Origin of the sequence: Thauera sp. JM12B12, from assembly GCF_039614725.1 — a bacterium.
In the GTDB taxonomy this organism is placed as follows: domain Bacteria; phylum Pseudomonadota; class Gammaproteobacteria; order Burkholderiales; family Rhodocyclaceae; genus Thauera.
In genome coordinates, this window is sequence record NZ_CP154859.1 from 4,056,406 (window position 1) to 4,072,670 (window position 16,265).

A 16,265-nucleotide genomic window follows, 5' to 3' on the forward strand; every position below is an offset into this window, starting at 1 on the left:
GCACCCTCCCACAGGCGCAGGCCTCGCCGGCTCAGCCTCCAGCCCATCCGGGCCTCAACCCTCCAGCGTCCGGGCACCCCTCATGGACTACATCCTCAGCATCCTCGGCCCGCTCGCCGAGGGCTCGCTGGTCACGCTGCAGCTCTTCGTCATCACGCTCGCGCTCGCGGTGCCGCTCGGCCTCGCGCTGGCGCTGATCCGCATCTCGCGCTTCACCGTCGCCAGCCAGGCGGTCAATGGCTACATCTGGCTGATGCGCGGCACGCCGCTGATGCTGCAGTTGCTGTTCATCTACTACGCGCTGCCCTTCGTGCCGGTGGTGGGCATCCGCCTGCCCGACTTCCCGGCGGCGATCGTTGCCTTCGCGCTCAACTACGCGGCCTACTTCGCCGAGATCTTCCGCGCCGGCATCCAGTCGATCGACCGCGGCCAGTACGAGGGCGCCAAGGTGCTCGGCTTCTCCTACGGCCAGACCATGCGCCGCATCGTGCTGCCGCAGGTGGTCAAGCGCATCCTGCCGCCGATGAGCAACGAGACCATCACCCTGGTCAAGGACACCTCGCTGATCTACGTGCTGGCGCTCAACGACCTGCTGCGCGCCGCGCGCGGCATCGTGCAGCGCGACTTCACGATCACGCCCTTCATCGTCGCCGCCGGCTTCTACCTGCTGATGACGCTGGTGCTGACCTGGCTGTTCCAGCGCCTGGAGAAACGCCATGCCGTCTATGACTGAGAGCGCTGCGATGACGAGTCCGATGATTCTCGCCGACGGCATCCGCAAGCGCTTCGGCGCCAACGAGGTGTTGAAGGGCGTGTCGCTGACGCTGGCCAAGGGCGAGGTGGTCGCCGTAATCGGCCCCTCGGGCTCGGGCAAGAGCACCCTCCTGCGCTGCCTCAACCACCTCGAGACCATCGATGCCGGGCGCATCGTCATCGAGGGCGACGTGCTCGCCGACAACGACGCCCATGGCCACGCGCGCTACGTCGCCGACGCCGAGGTGCGCCGCATCTGCCGCCGCATGGGCATGGTGTTCCAGCACTTCAACCTGTTCCCGCACCTGACCGTGCTGCAGAACGTGATCGAGGCGCCGATCACCGTGAAGGGCATCAAGCGCGAGGCCATCCTGCCCAAGGCCGAGGAACTGCTGAGGAAGGTCGGTCTCTTCGACAAGCGCGACGCCTACCCCTCGAGGCTCTCAGGCGGGCAGAAGCAGCGCGTGGCGATCGCGCGCGCGCTGGCGATGGAGCCCGACATCATGCTGTTCGACGAGCCCACCTCGGCGCTCGACCCCGAGCTCACCGGCGAGGTGCTGCGCACCATGCGCCAGCTCGCCGACGAGCACATGACCATGCTGGTGGTGACGCACGAGATGGGCTTCGCGCGCGAGGTGGCGAGCCGTGTGGTGTTCATGGACGGCGGCGAACTCATCGAGTCGCGGCCGGCGGCGGCATTCTTCGCCAGCCCGCAGCATCCGCGCACGCGCGCCTTCCTCGACAGCATGCTCTGAAACCTGGACCCGACGCAGGCTGCGCCGTCGGCGCTACGGGCGCGCCGCCGGGGTGCCCGCAAGCCGTCCGGCTTCTTCGCCGAAACGCTCCACCAGCCAGTCCGCCGTCGCCGAGACGCGGGCCACGGGGCGGGCGTCGGGATGGATCAGCATCCACAGCTCGCGGCTCAGGATCGGCGCCGGGCCCGACAGGCGTGTCAGACGGACGTCCGCCTCGGCCAGGAAGCAGGGCAGCAGCCCGTGACCGATGCCGTCGGCCACCGCCTGCATCAGGCCGCGCAGGCTGTTGGCGCGCAGGCGGATGCGGCCGCCGCCGCGCATCGCGTGCAGGCGCTGCATCTCCGGCGTGTGCTCGAGGTCCTCGTTGTAGGCCACCCAGTCGCCCGCGCTGACCGGCAGGTCACCACGCGCCGCGCCGTAGAGCGCAAACCCCACGTCCGCCAGCTTGCGGATCAGGAAGTCGCCGCTCGCTGGGCGCGCAAGGCGAATGGCGATGTCGGCTTCGCGGCGGGCGACGTTGAGGTTGTCGTTGCTGGCGACGAGGTCCACGCACAGTTCGGGGTAGCGGGCATACAGCCCGGGCAGGTGCGGCACCAGCCAGTCGCCGATGAGGGCACTGACCGCGGTGATCCGCACCACGCCGCCCACCGTGCCGGCGCCGGCCTCGGCGAGACGGCCGATCCCGGCCACGTCCTCCTCGATCCGTACAGCCCGCTCCAGCACCCGGCCACCGACCGCGGTCGGCTGCCACAGCCCGTCGTTGCGCTCGAACAGCGGCGTCCCCAGGCTGTCCTCGAGCGCGCGCAGGCGGCGAGCGACGGTGGTCTGGTCGACGCCGAGCCGGCGCGCCGCGGCGGCCAGGGTGCCCTCGCGGCCGAGGGTGACGCAAAAGCGCAGATCATCCCAGTTCATGTATGCCCGCCCCTGCAAATCTGCAGCAGTGTACGGCAAGAATCCACATTTACGCAGGCAGGCGGCGGCGTGTAGCCTCCCGCAGCACCTTGTGACTTCCTTTCCCACACTCTCAGGAGACTGCCCATGAGCACCGCATCGACCACCCTGCGCCAGTTGTCCGGCCTGCCCGCCACCCCGCCCCGCCTGACCGAGTCGGCGCTGGTCATCGTCGACGCCCAGAACGCCTACCGCAGCGGCGTGATGCAGCTCGAAGGCGTGGAACCGGCGCTCGACGAATGCGCGCAGCTGCTGGCGCGCGCGCGGGCGCTGAAGATTCCGGTGGTGCACATCCAGCACGACGCCGGCCCCGGCTCGCCCTATGACCTCAATGCCGAATGCGGGGCGATCGCCGACAAGGTGGCGCCGGCGGCGGGCGAGGCGGTGGTGGTCAAGCACTACCCCAATTCCTTCGTCGGCACCGAACTCGACGCCCGTCTGAAGGCCGCCGGCGTCAAGAACCTGGTCGTGGTCGGCTTCATGACCCACATGTGCATCAACTCCACCGCGCGCGGTGCGTTCAATCTGGGCTACGCGGTGACCGTGCCTGCTGCGGCCACCGCCACGCGCGCGCTGCCGGCGCCCGACGGCGGCGTGCTCGAAGCCGCCGCCCTGCAGTCCGCGGCGCTGGCTGCGCTCGCCGACCTGTTCGCGGTGGTGGTGCCCGACGGCAAGGCGATTCCAGACTGAGCTTCGCGCACCGGGTCCGAGCGTTGCATGTCGCGCCGTCGCATACGGCAGCCGCTCGACCGTGAACGTGGCACGGCCCCCGGCAGCGAGCGCTGCGCGGGGGCCGTGGCCTTTACCGGGCCGGCGCGAACGCCGGCCGAGCCGGGCGCGCGATCAGCCGCGCGAACGGCGGTCGCCGTGGCTGCGTTCGCTGCGCGACGGGTGACCGTCGCGGTTGAAGCCGCCACCGCTGCGACGGGCCTCACCGCCAGGGCGACCGAAGCCACCGCCACTGCCGAAGCGACGTCCGCCATTGCCAGCCGGACGCGGACCCGAGGGCTTGCGCGGCGAGGGCTCCATGCCCGGAATGGTGTGCACTTCCAGGCGGCCGCCGGTGAAGCGCTCGATGGCGCGGATCAGCCCGGTCTCGCGCGGCCCCGAGAGCGTGATCGCCACGCCGTCGCGACCGGCGCGGCCGGTGCGGCCGATGCGGTGCACATAGTCTTCGGCCTGGCGCGGCGGGTCGAAGTTGATGACGTGGCTGATGCCGGCGACGTCGATGCCGCGCGCGGCCACGTCGGTCGCCACCAGCACGCCGATGCGGCCCTGGCGCAGGCGGTCGAGGGTGCGGTTACGCTGGGTCTGGTGCATGTCGCCATGCAGCGCGGCGGCGGCGATGCCCTTCTCCTGCAGCGACAGCGACAGCTCGTCGGCGCTCTTCTTGGTGGCGGTGAACACCACGGCCTGGTTCATGCCGTCGCTGCCGAGCAGGGCTTCGAGCAAGCGGTTCTTGTGGCCGAGGTCGTCGGCGAACATGAGGCGCTGCTCGATCTGGCCACGGTCTTCCTTGGCGACCTCGATCTCGATGCGCTGCGGGTTGCGCGTCATGCGCGAGGCCATGCTGCCCACCACGCCGTCGAGGGTGGCCGAGAACAGCAGGGTCTGGCGCTTGGCCGGGGTGGCGGCGACGATGGCGTCGATGTCCTCGGCGAAGCCCATGTCGAGCATGCGGTCGGCCTCGTCGAGGATCAGCACCTCGACGTCCGACAGCTTCACCTTGCGGCGATTGAGGTGGTCGAGCAGGCGGCCGGGGGTGGCGACGACGACGTCGCACTGGCGTTGCAGCTGCTTGATCTGGGCGAACATCGGCGCGCCGCCGACGAGGCAGGCGGTGTTGAGCCAGCGCAGCGCCTTGCCGTAGGTCTGCACGGCCTTCTCGACCTGCAGCGCGAGCTCGCGCGTGGGGGTGAGCACCAGCACGCGCGGGCCGCTTCCCGGCGCCGGGCGGCGATCGATGATCTTGTGCAGGGCGGGCAGCGTGAAGGCGGCGGTCTTGCCGCTGCCGGTGTGGCTGGACACCAGCAGGTCCTCACCGGCGATGGCGGCGGGAATGGCCTGCATCTGCACCGGGGTGGGCGTGGTGTAGCCGGTCTGCTCGACGGCCTTGAGGAGTTCTGCGGCGAGGCCGAGGCTTTGGAACGTCATGGGGTTCTTCCTGTGTCTTGCTGTCCGGCCCGTGGATGAGGGGCGGACGGATTCGGGCCCGTGAAAATCGGGCCGCATGGCATCGCGGTGTGCCGGGCCTGCGGGGCAGGCAAGGCACACGGAATCGCAAGGGCGACGAACGCGCGATGGGCGTGGCCGGTCGCTTCGGCACGCGGTCACGAAACCGCGGTGGAAGGACCGCGCATCGGCACCAACCGGTTGTCACGATGCCAGACGATCGGAAGAACGAATGGGGTTCGGCGGGAGGTCGGGGGCGATGGGGCTGTGGTTACAGTCCCTGGGGCCGGTCGGCGGGCGTCCTTGTCCGCGCCGAAAACCTTGATGGCCCTGATGCTGCATTGCACAACGGCGAGTAGTATAATCCGTTTCGCGCGTGCTGTCGCCCATTATTTCGAACGGCCAGCCACGCCCGAATGAAGAACGGGCCGGTACGCACCGTACCGGCCCGTTCCTGCCGGGGCCGTGCCCCGGGGAGCCGCAAGCGGCGGAATTACTTGTTGACCGCGGCTTTCAGCGTGGCGCCGGCGGTGAACTTGGGCACGCTCGAGGCGGCGATTTCGATCGTGGCGCCGGTCTGCGGATTGCGGCCGGTGCGGGCAGCGCGCTCGGAAACCTCGAAGGAACCAAAACCGGTGAAGGCGACCTTCTCGCCCTTGCCCAGCTGCTCGGCGATGATGTCGAGCACGGCGGACAGCGCGCGATCGGCCTGAGCGCGGGAAACATCAAGACGGTCGGCCAGGGCTTCGACGAATTCACCTTTATTCATGCTTTTCCTCGATTGGTGTGAGTGGGATTTTGGAAAGTCCGGTCTACGCGGCGGATTCTAGCACCGTCGCGGATTCTGGGGCGTTTCGTGATGGCGGCGCGTGACGTAGGCCATGACACGCATCACGTACCCCTCGTCCGGCCATGACCATGGCGAAATCCCGCCACCGGCAGCAACAGGCGTTATCCTCCTCAGCCAGAAGTCGACGAAACACACTACGATGAACACACAAGACCCCGCCGGCGACGACATCATCCGCATCACGGCGAACCGCCAGGGCGGCGAAATCTCCCGCGTCAAGGTGCACATTCCGGCACGTGCATGGATGGGCGACCAGGTGATCGGGATGACGCCTGCGGCCGCGACGGCGCATCTGCTCGCCCATGCCAGCCACAGCCCGCGCGCGCATGCGTGTGCGCTCGAGCAGGCGTGCGCATTCGCCCTCGGCCAGACCGGCGCGGACACGGACGACGAAGCCCGCGTCGCCATCGAGCGCCGCCTGGCCGCCGAGATGGCAGACGCTCACCTGCGGCGACTGCTCATCGACTGGCCACCGCAGTTCGGCTTCGAGCCACGCTACAACCGCTACGCGGAATTCCACCGCCGGCTGGACGCGGAAACCGACGCCGAGACGGCCTTCGCCCTCGGCGGCGAGGTGCTCGACCTGGTGGCGCGCGAGATGCTCGCCGGCTTCTTCAACCAGATCCGCATGCCGCATGGCATCGGCGAGTTCATCGACCGCCTCAACGCCGGCGGCAGCCTGAGTTCGGTGATGAGCAGCCTGATCGCGATGGGCGCATCGACGCTGCCCGGCAAGCCGACGCAGCTCCTCGGCACGCTCAGCGCCGCGGCCTGGGTGGGCAGCGTCGGCACCTGGCCGAGCGCGGAGTTCGTGCGCCGTCCCACCTATTGTGGCGCTCCCGCCGAGACCGGGCCCGTTGCCCGTCATGCGCCATCGCCGCTGGTGCGCCTGCTGCTCGAGCGCGGGCACCGGGTTTCCGCCCGCCTGTTCGCCAAGGCGATCGACGTCGCCGACTGCGCCAGTCGCATGCGCCACCCCCACACCGACGAGGTGCCGCCGCTGATCGACGCCGTGCTCGCCAGCCCGGGGGTCGGCATGGCGCGCGTGGCCACGGCGCGCGGCGCGCTGTTGTGCTGGGTGCGGATGGCCGACGGCGTCATCGCCGATTGCGTGATGATTCCGGCCGGCGCGTGGAATTTCCATCCGGAAGGGCCGTTCTGCCGCGAGGCGGTGTGCGCGCCCGCGCAGGGCGAGGACCTCGCCGGCGCGCACAAGCGGCTCACCGTGCTCGCGCTCGCGCTCGACCCCTCGATCGAGCACGTGGTGGAGATCACCGAACGCCCGGCCGCCCGCAAGCGCGACTAGCGCGCCAGGTCACGCCCCCCTGGGCTCAGGCCTTGAGCTGGCGGTAGGCACCGCCGAAGTAGATCAGCGGCGGGCGTTCGGCGCGATCGAAGTCGACCACCTCGCTGATGAAGACAATGTGGTCGCCGCCCTCGTGACGCACCGTATTGCGGCACTGGAAGCGCGCGCAACAGCCACGCAGCAGGGGCACTCCACCGGCCCCGGTGTCGAACTCGAGGCCGACGAACTTGTCCTCCCCGCGGCTGGCAAAGCGCTGCGAAAGATCGGCCTGGTCCTCGGCGAGCACGTTGATCGCGTAGTATTCGCAGCCTTCGAACAAGGGCCGGCTGGGCAGGTCGTTCGACAGGCTCCACACGATCAGTGGCGGATCGAGCGAAACCGAGTTGAAGGAATTGACCGTGAGACCGATGGGCACACCCGCAGGCGTGCGCGTGGTGACCACGGTGATGCCGGTGGCAAACATGCCGAGCGAGTTGCGGAAGCGGCGCGAGAAGTCCTCGGCCGGGAAGCGCTGTTGGGTCATGGGATGGGGCGTCGCGGTGGATCCGCGCTCTGTTGCAGTGCAATCGAAGCGCGGATTATCCTCGCGCAGGCTTCCAGCGTCGAGGGCGAAGGCCTTGATGCAGGCAAAAAAACATCGGAAAAACCGCGACATGAGTGAGTTCGCAACGCGTCTCGTCGCCTGGCAGCGGCAGCACGGCCGTCACGACCTGCCCTGGCAGGGCGGACACGACCCGTATCGCATCTGGCTGTCCGAGATCATGCTGCAGCAGACCCAGGTCGACACGGTCATCCCCTACTACACCCGATTCCTCGAGCGTTTCCCGGACGTCGCCGCCCTCGCCGCCGCCCCGGTCGGCGAGGTCATGGCGCTGTGGAGCGGACTCGGCTACTACGCCCGCGCACGCAACCTGCACCGCGCCGCGCAGATGATCGTCGACACGCACGGCGGCCGCTTCCCGCGCACCGCGGCGGCGATCGCCGAACTGCCCGGGATCGGGCGCTCGACCGCAGCCGCGATCGCCGCCTTCGCCTTCGGCGAACGCGCCGCCATCCTCGACGGCAACGTCAAGCGCGTGCTGTGCCGCATCTTCGGCATCGAAGGCTATCCCGCTGACAAGGCGGTCGAGAAGGCATTGTGGGAACGCGCGGAGGCGCTGCTGCCGGCCACCGACGTGGGCCGCTACATCCAGGCGCAGATGGACCTCGGCGCCACCTTGTGCACCCGCAGCCGCCCTGACTGCCGCCGCTGTCCGTTCGCCGACGACTGCGTCGCCTACCGCGACCAGCGCATCGCCGAACTGCCGACGCCGCGCCCGCGCAAGGCCGTTCCACACCGCAGCGCCCGCCATGCGGTGATCCTGCACGCGGGCGCGGTGCTGCTCGAGCGCAGGCCCCCCACCGGAATCTGGGGCGGCCTGCTCGCGCTGCCCGAGATTCCGCCCGCGGCGCGCGACCCTGCATGCTGGGCGCGCGAGCGCTTCGGCCTCGCCGTCGCCGCACCCGAGCCGTTGACGCCCCTGCGCCACGCCTTCACCCACTTCGTGCTCGAACTCACGCCGGTGCTGCTGCCGGTGGACGGGCTCGCACCGGCGACCAGCGCGGCCGACGACGGCGATCTGCGCTGGCTGGCGCTCGGCGAGCGCGCCAGCGCCGCGCTGCCGGCGCCGGTGCGACGCATCCTCGATGCGCTCGCGGCACCGGACCTGTTCGGCGGCGACTGAAACGCCGCCCGCATGTGCGGGCCGAGTCGCCGGGATGCCCGCACGCCGGCTCAGGCGCGATTGGGCAGCAGCCCGTGTTCGCGCAGGTACTTCTGCAGGATCTCGAGCCGGCTCAGGGGGTCGTCGAGCTCGAGCAGCTTCTGCTTGGCCAGCAGCGGGATCGGCAGCAGCTCGGTGTAGCGCGCGCCGACCCAGGCGGCGTCGTCGAAGAGGTGCGGCGGTGGCAGGCGCTCGCCGAGCTCGGCGACGATCGTCTTCAGCAGCGGCAACAGATCGGCCTGCGCCTCGGGCACCGCCTCCGCGGGCAGCTCCTCCAGCCAGCGCACGCGGGCGACGAGCAGCCCATCGCGCTCCACCTCATGGTCCTCGATCCGGAAGCGCCTCGCACCCCGGGTGAGCAGGTTCAGCACGCCGGCCTGCGCCATGTCCCACTGCTCGATGCGGGCCTCGGTGCCCACCGGATGCGGCACCGCCGTCTCGCCCACCTCCTCGCCCGCGGCGATCAGGCACACGCCGAATCCGGCGTCCTCGCGCATGCAGCGCGTCACCATGTCCATGTAGCGCGCCTCGAACACGCGCAGCGGCAGCACGCCGCCGGGAAAGAGCACGGTCTTGAGCGGAAAGAGGGGCAGGCGGTCGGGCGGTGGCGTGCTCATCGGGTGCTCCTGGTCTCGGGCGGTTGCGCGGCGGACGGGATCAGGGCGCGCCTGCGACCGGCCCGGCCTCGCCGGCGCGATCCTCGCCCCAGCGCGCCATCAGCGCATGTGGCACGCCGAGCTGGTCGAGGATGCGGGCGACGACGAAGTCGACCAGGTCCTGCACGCTCTGCGGGTGATGGTAGAAGCCGGGGTTGGGCGGCAGGATGCAGACCCCCAGGCGGGCGAGCCTGAGCATGTTCTCGAGGTGGATCGCCGAGTACGGCGTCTCGCGCGGCACCAGCACCAGCTTGCGGCCTTCCTTGATGACGACGTCGGCGGCACGTTCGATAAGGTTCTGGCTCAGTCCGCCGGCGATCGCAGCCAGCGTGGCCATGGTACATGGGCACACGACCATGGCGTCGGGCGGATTGGAGCCTGAGGCCGGCGGCGCGAACCACTCCTCGCGGCCGAACACGCGCAGCTGCCCCGGCGCCGCGGCGAAGCGCGCCGACAGCTCGGCTTCGACCTCGGCCGGACGCGCCGGCAGGTTCCAGTCCATCTCCTGGCGGGCGACGATCTGCGCCACCTGCGAATACAGTAGCCACACCCGGCAGCCCGCCCGCAGCAGACATTCGACCAGGCGCACGCCGTAAGGCAGGCCGGAAGCGCCGGTGAAGGCAACGGTGATCGTGCGCGGGGAACTCATGATGGACGTCGGACTTGGGGAGAGCCGCAAGCGTACCCCATCGGTCGCCAGGCGTGCATGCGCACGGGGGCGGCCGGTCGAGCACTCACTGCAGGTAGTCGGTGATCAGCTCCCAGCGCCCGTTGCGGATCTGCGCGAGGCGGCCATGACGGTTGCCGAGGTGGTCCTCGGGCGTGAAGCGGTAGTTCGGGCTACCGAAGTAGTCGCGCGGAAAGGTCGTCTGCTCGAGCGTGCGGACGAAGGCCTCCGTCGTCAGTTCCGGGCCGACGGCTTCGACGGTGCGCACGAACATGTCGGCGAGGGTGTAACCCATCACGCTCCATACGTTGGGCTCGGCATTGAAGCGCGCGCGATAGCGCTCGATCCACGCCGCGAGCTGGCTGTTGGCCCCCTCGGCATACGGGTGCGGCAGCACCGACACGCCGTACAGGCCCTCCACCGCGGCGCCACCGAGCTCGTGGGTCTGCGCCGAGTAGCCGGAGGCGGTGACGAGCATGTCCACGTCCCAGCCAATCTTGCGCGCCTCGGCCATCGCCGCCACGGTCTCGCGCACCACGGTGGCGAGGACCACGAAGTCGCAGCGCGCAGCGCGCAGGCGGGCGATCTGGCTGGAGAGGTCGGTCGCGCCGCGCTTGTAGCTGGTGCGCTCCACGAGTTCCTGGCCGAGGCCGGCGAGCGCCTTCTCCACCCCCTTCATGACCTCCAGGCCGTAGTCGTCGTCCTGGTAGAGCAGGCAACTGCGCTCATGGCCGCGCTGCTGCACCATGTGGCGGGTGGCCGCTTCCATGTAGTCCTGGTAGGGCGCGAAGTTCTGGAACTTGAGCGGATGCAGGGGTTCGTAGGTCGCGCGGTGCGGCGAGAACGGGAAAAGGTGCAGCCGCCCGGCGTCGACGATGATCGGCATGGTCGCCATCACCACCGGCGTGCCCATGTTGGCGAGGAAGGCGAAGGCCCGGTCGCGCTGCACCAGCTTGCGCGCGGCAAGCACGGCGCGCTTGGGATCGTAGCCCGCGTCCTCGACCGCGAGACGGATCGTGCGACCATGCACGCCGCCGGCGGCGTTGGCCTCGTCGAAGCGCATCAGCATGCCATCGCGCACCGGCACGCCGAGCATTGCGATCGGCCCCGAGAGGTCGGACACCGTGCCGACGACGATCTCCTTGCCGACCACCTCGGCAGCGGTGGCCGGCAGGGCAGCAGCGCTGGCGGCGAGCACGAGGCTGCGCAGGATACGAAGAACGAACATGAGGGACTCTCCCGATCAGAACGGTCGCCGCCCACGCGCAGGCATCACCGTGGCGGGCGAGCTCCACGGAAAGGGGGCGGCGACGAGGCCGCTACTATCGACTGCTGCCGCGCAAGAATCAAGATTCAGCGCCGATCCGCCAGCCCCGCCGGGCGCAGCAGCACCACGGCCACGATGACCGCGCCGAAGAGCAGCAGCTCGAGCCCGGCGGCGCGCGCCCAGTCGCCCGGCAGGAGGTCGCGCAGAAGCGCGATCAGTTGCGGGATGACGACGATCACCAATGCCCCCCAGACCGCCCCTGCGGGCCGCCGCGCGCCGCCGATGAAGGCGAGCATCAGCAGCTCGAAGGAAAGCACCAGGCCGAACTGCTCGGGGCTGATGAAACCGATCCAGTGCGCATAGAGGCCGCCGGCCAGCCCGGACAGCGCACCACCGACGACGAAGGCCTGCGTCTTCACCATCGCCGGCGCGATGCCGCAGGCGGCCGCGGCAATCTCGTCGTCGCGCACCGCGCGCCAGGCCCGCCCATGGCGCGAGTCGAGCAGGCGCGCGCAGGCGAGCAGCGCGAGCGCGAGCGCGAGCAGGCTGATCGCCGCCTGCGCAAAGGTCGACTCCGCACGCCAGCCGAAGGCGGCGAAGCCGCCGACCGCCATGCCAGCCGCGCCATGGGTCACCGACTCCCAGCGCACGAGGGCCTCCTCGACGATGAGCGCGAAGGCGAGCGTGCTCATGCCGAAATAGAGCCCGCCGAGCCGGCGCGCGGGCAGGCTCGCCAGCGCGCCGCCGAGCGCCCCTGCCGCAGCCGCAAGCGGCAGCGCGAGCGGGGCGGGCAGCCCGTGAGCGACGCACAGCGCCTGGGCGTAGGCCCCGAGGGCGAGCAGCGCGCCCTGACCGAGGGCGATCTGCCCGGCCTGGCCGACGATGATCACCACGCCGAGGCCGGCGATCGCATAGGTCGCCACCAGGCTCGCCTTGCCGAGCGCGTAGTCGGGTCCGAGCGCGAGGACGGCAAGGCCGAGCACCAGCAGCCACGGCCCCAGCCTGCGCGACAGCGTTGCAGCACGGGACCGCTGCGGCCCACCGCTCGCCGCCTGCCCGCTCATGCCCCGCCGCGCCCTGCACGCCCGCCACCCAGGCCCTGCGGGAAAAGCAGCAGTGCCGCCATGAGCAAGGCGTAGGGGACGACATCCTTGAACCCTTCCGGCAGCGCAAGCCCGGCAAGCGCCTCGGCCACGCCCAGCAACACGCCGGCGACGAGCGCGCCGGGCAGGCTCGTCAGCCCGCCTAGCACCGCGGCGGGAAACGCCTTGAGGGCGATGAAGCCCATGTTCAGATGCACGAAGGTCACCGGCGCCAGCAGCAGGCCGGCGCAGGCCGCCAGCGCCGCGCCGAGCGCCCACGCCAGGGTGTGCATGCGCGCGACCGGGACGCCCATCAGCGCGGCAACGCGGGCATCCTCCGAGCAGGCGCGCAGCGCCAGCCCGGTGCGGGTATAGCGGAAGAAGGCGGCGAGCAGCGCCGACAGCACCACCGTCGCCACCACCACCCAGATGTGGCTCGCCGCCAGCACCAGCGGCCCGATGGCCACGGTGTCCGCGGCGAAGGGCAGCCGGTGAACCTCCTGCGCCGCGGCCGGCACCGAGGCCACGCCGCCGCGCATCATCATCCCCAGGCCGAAGGTCAGCAGCACCGCGACCAGATGCGGGCGACCGAGTGCGCGCCGCAGCACGAGGCGCTCGAGCAGGGCGCCCAGCAGGCCCACCGCGAGCAGCGCGCCCAGCGCAGCGACCAGCAGCGGCCAGCCGGCGTAGAGGTGGAGGCCGAGCGCGGCGAAGGCGCCGAGCATGAGCAGGTCGCCCTGCATGAAGCTGAAGGTCTCGGTGGCCTTGTAGATGAGCACGAAGGACAACGCGACCAGCCCATAGACGCAGCCGATCGCGACACCGCTGGCGAGAACCTGAAGGAGAGCGAGCATGGGGCGCAAGGATAGCCGATCGGGCAGCGACGACGAGCGCGCCGGCGGGGAGCGGACGCCACGCTTGCGCGCCACGAACGGATCGGGCCGGCGGGCCGCGGGGGACTCACCCCTCGCGACCGGCCGGCCCGATGATGCCGCCACGCGGCGGCAAGCGTTCTCTCAACCCAGGAAGCGGTCGAGGTAGCCCTGCTGCCAGACCACGACCACGGCCACCACCACGATGAGCAGGAACAGCCAGGTTCCCCAGGGCGTCTCCTTCTCGGCGTAAGGGTCGGCCATCGAGCGCGCGGCCCCCGGCGGCAAGGCGGCAACGCCGGTCAGCGCTCCGCCGAACGGGATGTTGATCCGCGCGCGAGTGTTGACCGCCCAGCCGTTGGCGTCGAGCAGCGGACCGAGGTTGCGCTGGCGCAGCTTGAGCCAGGCGAGCAGCATCGACGGCCCGGAGATCAGCAGCACGATGCCGACGATCACGAGCGGCATCTGCCAGGCCGGCAGCGACAGCAGGCCCGACACCACCGCGGCCAGCGCGGTGCCGAGGGCGCCGAGGGCGAGGCCGATGGCGGCGAAGATACCGGCGAACTTGGCGATGTCGAAGGGCGCCGGCGGTGCCGCGGGCGCCGCGGCAGGCGCCTCGACCTTGGCGCCCGCCTCGGCCACGCCGGCGGCGGCCTTGGCGTCGACCGCCTTGTCGCGCGCCGCGGCGAACTTCTGGATCTGGTCGCCGATCATGCGCCCGATGCGCTTGTAGGGCGACCAGAAGGCCTGGCGCACGCTGATCGGCGCTTCCACCACCTTGACCACGCTCGCGTTCCAGTCGCGGCCCTGGCGATCGTAGAACACGCCGTTGCGGCCCGGCACCATCATCTCGTCGGCGTCGCCGCCGGTCATCGCGGCCACGATCGTCATCGGCGCCTCGCCCTGGCGCGCGCACTCGCAATAGACGAGGTAGGTGCCCGACAGCGGCGCGAGCGCGGCGTGGCGGCCCATGTCGGCCACGCGCAGGCAGAGCTCGCAGCTGCGCTGGTCGAGGTACAGCGTGCCGGCCTGGAAGATGGCCTTGTCGTGACGGCCGTAGAAGTCGCTGAGCGTGACGAAATTGCGCAGCAGCTGCACGAGGTCGCGCTTGTAGCGCACCAGGCGCTCGAGCGCATCGACCTGCGCGGCGGCGGTCTCCGCGGCGAGATCCTGCGCGATGAGCGCGTCGAGTTCGGCGCGGGCGGACCCTGCGAGCAGCGCACGCAAGGCCGAGACGTCCATCGCCACCAGCGGATTGGCGGGCCGCGCAAGGATCCAGGCGCGGTAGGCGGCGAAACGGCCGGCAAGATCCTGCCACTCCGCCCACGACAATTCGCTGCGCGCACCGAGGATCGGCGCGATCACCTCGTCGCGCAGGGCGACGATGCGCGCCTCCCATGCCGGATTGAGGCCGGCGTCGAGCGGCAGGCCGCGGCCCGGACCGACGAGCGCGAGCGGGAGCGCGGCCACGCCCTCCACGTCGCCACCCAGGGCCTGCACGGCGAGGCCGGCATAGGTGGTGTCGGCCGGGTTGAGCGCAGTGGCGGCGCGCTCGTCGAAGGCGGCCAGCCGACAGCGGGTGAAGTAGTCTTCGACCTTGTCGCGCACGGCGTCGAACACCGCTGCGGCCGCACCCGTGCCCTCGCCCAGCGGCAGCACGTTGGCGGCGTCGGCCTCGGCCTGCGCATGCCAGTCGACGACGGCCTGGGCGGCCGCGAAGAAGGCCACCACGCGGTCCTGATCCACGCCCGGCTTGCCGCTGCGATCCTCGGCGGCGCCGAAACCGTCGATGACGAGGCCGATCGTCTTCGCGAGCTCGGCATTGCCGGCCAGTTCGGCAGGTACGATGCCGTCGCCGTTGAAGTGCTCGGGCGCGAACAGCAAGGTGGTGTCGGCGAGGTCGGCGACGGCGATCTCCTGCGCATCCGCCTTGCCGATGTAGTCGAGCACCTTCTTCGCGGTGGCGAGCAGCTTCGCACCTTCCGGATGGTCGGCGTCGATCGCCGCCAGCGGCAGCGCGTCGGCAGCGCTGAACAGCACACCCGGATCCTTCAGTACGGCGCACACCCATTTCGCCGCAGCGACGATCTCTGGCGCGCGGATGCGTCCGTCGCCGTCGCCATCCAGCAGCTGCAGCGTGCGGGTGTCGAACTCGAGCCCCGAGGTGGGGCAGGCAAGCACGGACCACAGCTTCTGGTCGAGTTCGCCGAGGTGGCGCAGGTCGTCCGCCGTCTCGATGCGAACCTGATCGAAGCCGCCCGAGCGGAAGAACCGCCACTGATAAACCTTGTTGTTGTCGCTGCCCATTTAATGCTCCCTGATCGAACGGTTCCGGAGATGCCCCGGGGATGCTTGACGGGCGGAATATTGCGCCGGAATCGGGCCGCGAACAATCTGCCGGGCACGGCACTTGCCAAGGCTGGGCAGCGCGTCAGCCGTAGGCGCCGACGAAGGGGTTGCTGTCGCGCTCCTCGCCGAAGGTCGAGGTCGGGCCGTGGCCGGGAATGAAGGTGATGTCGTCGCCGAGCGGGAAGAGTTTCTCGCGGATCGAGCGGATCAGCGTCTGGTGGTCGCCACGCGGGAAGTCGGTGCGCCCGATCGAACCGGCGAACAGCACGTCGCCCACGACGGCGAGACGCGCGCCCTCATGGACGAAGACGACATGGCCAGGGGTGTGGCCCGGCGCGTGGATGACCCGCAGGGTCTCCTCGCCGACGGTGACCGCGTCGCCGTCGTGCAACCAGCGGTCCGGCTCGAAGGATTCGACGTCGGGGAAGCCGAACATCTTGCTCTGCTGCGGCATGCCCTCGATCCAGAAGCGGTCTTCCTCCTGCGGCCCTTCGACCGGCACGCCGAGTTCGCGCGCCAGCTTCGCCGTGCCGCCGGCGTGGTCGATATGCCCGTGGGTGATCAGGATCTTCTCCACCGTCACGCCCAGCTTCGCGACCGCGGAGAGGATGCGGTCGATGTCGCCACCGGGATCCACCACTGCCGCTTTGCGCGTGCGCTCGCACCACAGGATGCTGCAGTTCTGCTGGAAGGGGGTGACGGGGACGATGGTGGCCTGGATCACGGGAAAAGCTCCTGAGGATGTGGATTCGGCCCGGAGTTTAGCCGATGAGCGCAATGGGCCCGAGGCACGAAGGCCCGGAGCGTGAACGCGGGAGCGTG

The 16,265-nt window shown here is 70.4% G+C and carries 16 protein-coding genes; 5 read left to right on the forward strand and 11 right to left on the reverse strand.

Annotated features, from left to right (window positions below):
* Nucleotides 1-82 precede the first annotated feature (82 nt).
* Nucleotides 83-733, forward strand: coding sequence for an amino acid ABC transporter permease (locus tag AAG895_RS18390; protein ID WP_345793416.1), 651 nt, complete (start codon nucleotides 83-85; stop codon nucleotides 731-733).
* A 22-nt stretch (nucleotides 734-755) separates the two neighbouring features.
* Nucleotides 756-1,508, forward strand: coding sequence for an amino acid ABC transporter ATP-binding protein (locus AAG895_RS18395; protein ID WP_345795338.1), 753 nt, complete (start codon nucleotides 756-758; stop codon nucleotides 1,506-1,508).
* Between the two features lie 33 nt (nucleotides 1,509-1,541).
* Here AAG895_RS18395 and AAG895_RS18400 read toward each other — a convergent pair whose 3' ends face one another.
* The gene (locus AAG895_RS18400; protein WP_345793417.1) at nucleotides 1,542-2,420 is read right to left on the reverse strand and encodes a LysR family transcriptional regulator; all 879 of its coding nucleotides are present in this window, start codon (nucleotides 2,418-2,420) and stop codon (nucleotides 1,542-1,544) included.
* Between the two features lie 126 nt (nucleotides 2,421-2,546).
* On the opposite strand from AAG895_RS18400, the gene AAG895_RS18405 reads away from it, so the two are divergent.
* The gene (locus AAG895_RS18405) at nucleotides 2,547-3,149 is read left to right on the forward strand and encodes a cysteine hydrolase family protein (protein ID WP_345793418.1); all 603 of its coding nucleotides are present in this window, start codon (nucleotides 2,547-2,549) and stop codon (nucleotides 3,147-3,149) included.
* A gap of 153 nt (nucleotides 3,150-3,302) precedes the next feature.
* Here the strand turns inward: AAG895_RS18405 and AAG895_RS18410 are convergent, their stop codons facing one another.
* Together AAG895_RS18410 and AAG895_RS18415 are read right to left on the reverse strand one after the other, a co-directional pair.
* Nucleotides 3,303-4,613 carry a DEAD/DEAH box helicase gene (locus AAG895_RS18410; RefSeq protein WP_345793419.1) on the reverse strand — a complete coding sequence of 437 codons (1,311 nt, stop codon included), beginning with the start codon at nucleotides 4,611-4,613 and terminating at the stop codon, nucleotides 3,303-3,305.
* A gap of 511 nt (nucleotides 4,614-5,124) precedes the next feature.
* Nucleotides 5,125-5,400, reverse strand: a complete 276-nt coding sequence (locus AAG895_RS18415) for an HU family DNA-binding protein (RefSeq protein WP_002931801.1) — start codon at nucleotides 5,398-5,400, stop codon at nucleotides 5,125-5,127.
* A gap of 220 nt (nucleotides 5,401-5,620) precedes the next feature.
* Here AAG895_RS18415 and AAG895_RS18420 point away from each other — a divergent pair, with 220 nt between their 5' ends.
* On the forward strand, nucleotides 5,621-6,787 hold the full coding sequence (locus AAG895_RS18420) for a hypothetical protein (protein WP_345793420.1): 1,167 nt from the start codon (nucleotides 5,621-5,623) through the stop codon (nucleotides 6,785-6,787).
* A 25-nt stretch (nucleotides 6,788-6,812) separates the two neighbouring features.
* On the opposite strand, the gene AAG895_RS18425 is transcribed toward AAG895_RS18420, so the two are convergent.
* Nucleotides 6,813-7,310 carry a flavin reductase family protein gene (locus AAG895_RS18425; protein WP_345793421.1) on the reverse strand — a complete coding sequence of 166 codons (498 nt, stop codon included), beginning with the start codon at nucleotides 7,308-7,310 and terminating at the stop codon, nucleotides 6,813-6,815.
* A 130-nt stretch (nucleotides 7,311-7,440) separates the two neighbouring features.
* Here AAG895_RS18425 and mutY point away from each other — a divergent pair, with 130 nt between their 5' ends.
* Nucleotides 7,441-8,511, forward strand: coding sequence for an A/G-specific adenine glycosylase (gene mutY / locus AAG895_RS18430; protein WP_345793422.1), 1,071 nt, complete (start codon nucleotides 7,441-7,443; stop codon nucleotides 8,509-8,511).
* A 50-nt stretch (nucleotides 8,512-8,561) separates the two neighbouring features.
* Here the strand turns inward: mutY and AAG895_RS18435 are convergent, their stop codons facing one another.
* From AAG895_RS18435 to AAG895_RS18465, 7 genes are all read right to left on the reverse strand, one after another.
* Nucleotides 8,562-9,167, reverse strand: a complete 606-nt coding sequence (locus tag AAG895_RS18435) for an LON peptidase substrate-binding domain-containing protein (protein ID WP_345793423.1) — start codon at nucleotides 9,165-9,167, stop codon at nucleotides 8,562-8,564.
* A gap of 40 nt (nucleotides 9,168-9,207) precedes the next feature.
* Entirely contained in the window at nucleotides 9,208-9,855 is a 648-nt protein-coding gene (locus AAG895_RS18440) for a flavin prenyltransferase UbiX (RefSeq protein WP_345793424.1), read from the reverse strand.
* Nucleotides 9,856-9,940: 85 nt separating this feature from the next.
* Nucleotides 9,941-11,101 carry an ABC transporter substrate-binding protein gene (locus tag AAG895_RS18445; protein ID WP_345793425.1) on the reverse strand — a complete coding sequence of 387 codons (1,161 nt, stop codon included), beginning with the start codon at nucleotides 11,099-11,101 and terminating at the stop codon, nucleotides 9,941-9,943.
* 125 nt (nucleotides 11,102-11,226) lie between these two features.
* Entirely contained in the window at nucleotides 11,227-12,204 is a 978-nt protein-coding gene (locus AAG895_RS18450; RefSeq protein WP_345793426.1) for a branched-chain amino acid ABC transporter permease, read from the reverse strand.
* Complete coding sequence (locus AAG895_RS18455) at nucleotides 12,201-13,076, reverse strand: branched-chain amino acid ABC transporter permease (RefSeq protein WP_345793427.1); 876 nt, start codon at nucleotides 13,074-13,076, stop codon at nucleotides 12,201-12,203. The genes AAG895_RS18450 and AAG895_RS18455 overlap by 4 nt, the downstream gene beginning before the upstream one ends.
* Before the next feature lie 162 nt (nucleotides 13,077-13,238).
* Nucleotides 13,239-15,401: a hypothetical protein gene (locus tag AAG895_RS18460; protein ID WP_345793428.1), complete on the reverse strand. Its 2,163-nt coding sequence runs from the start codon at nucleotides 15,399-15,401 to the stop codon at nucleotides 13,239-13,241.
* A gap of 124 nt (nucleotides 15,402-15,525) precedes the next feature.
* Complete coding sequence (locus AAG895_RS18465; RefSeq protein WP_345793429.1) at nucleotides 15,526-16,167, reverse strand: MBL fold metallo-hydrolase; 642 nt, start codon at nucleotides 16,165-16,167, stop codon at nucleotides 15,526-15,528.
* Nucleotides 16,168-16,265 lie beyond the last annotated feature (98 nt).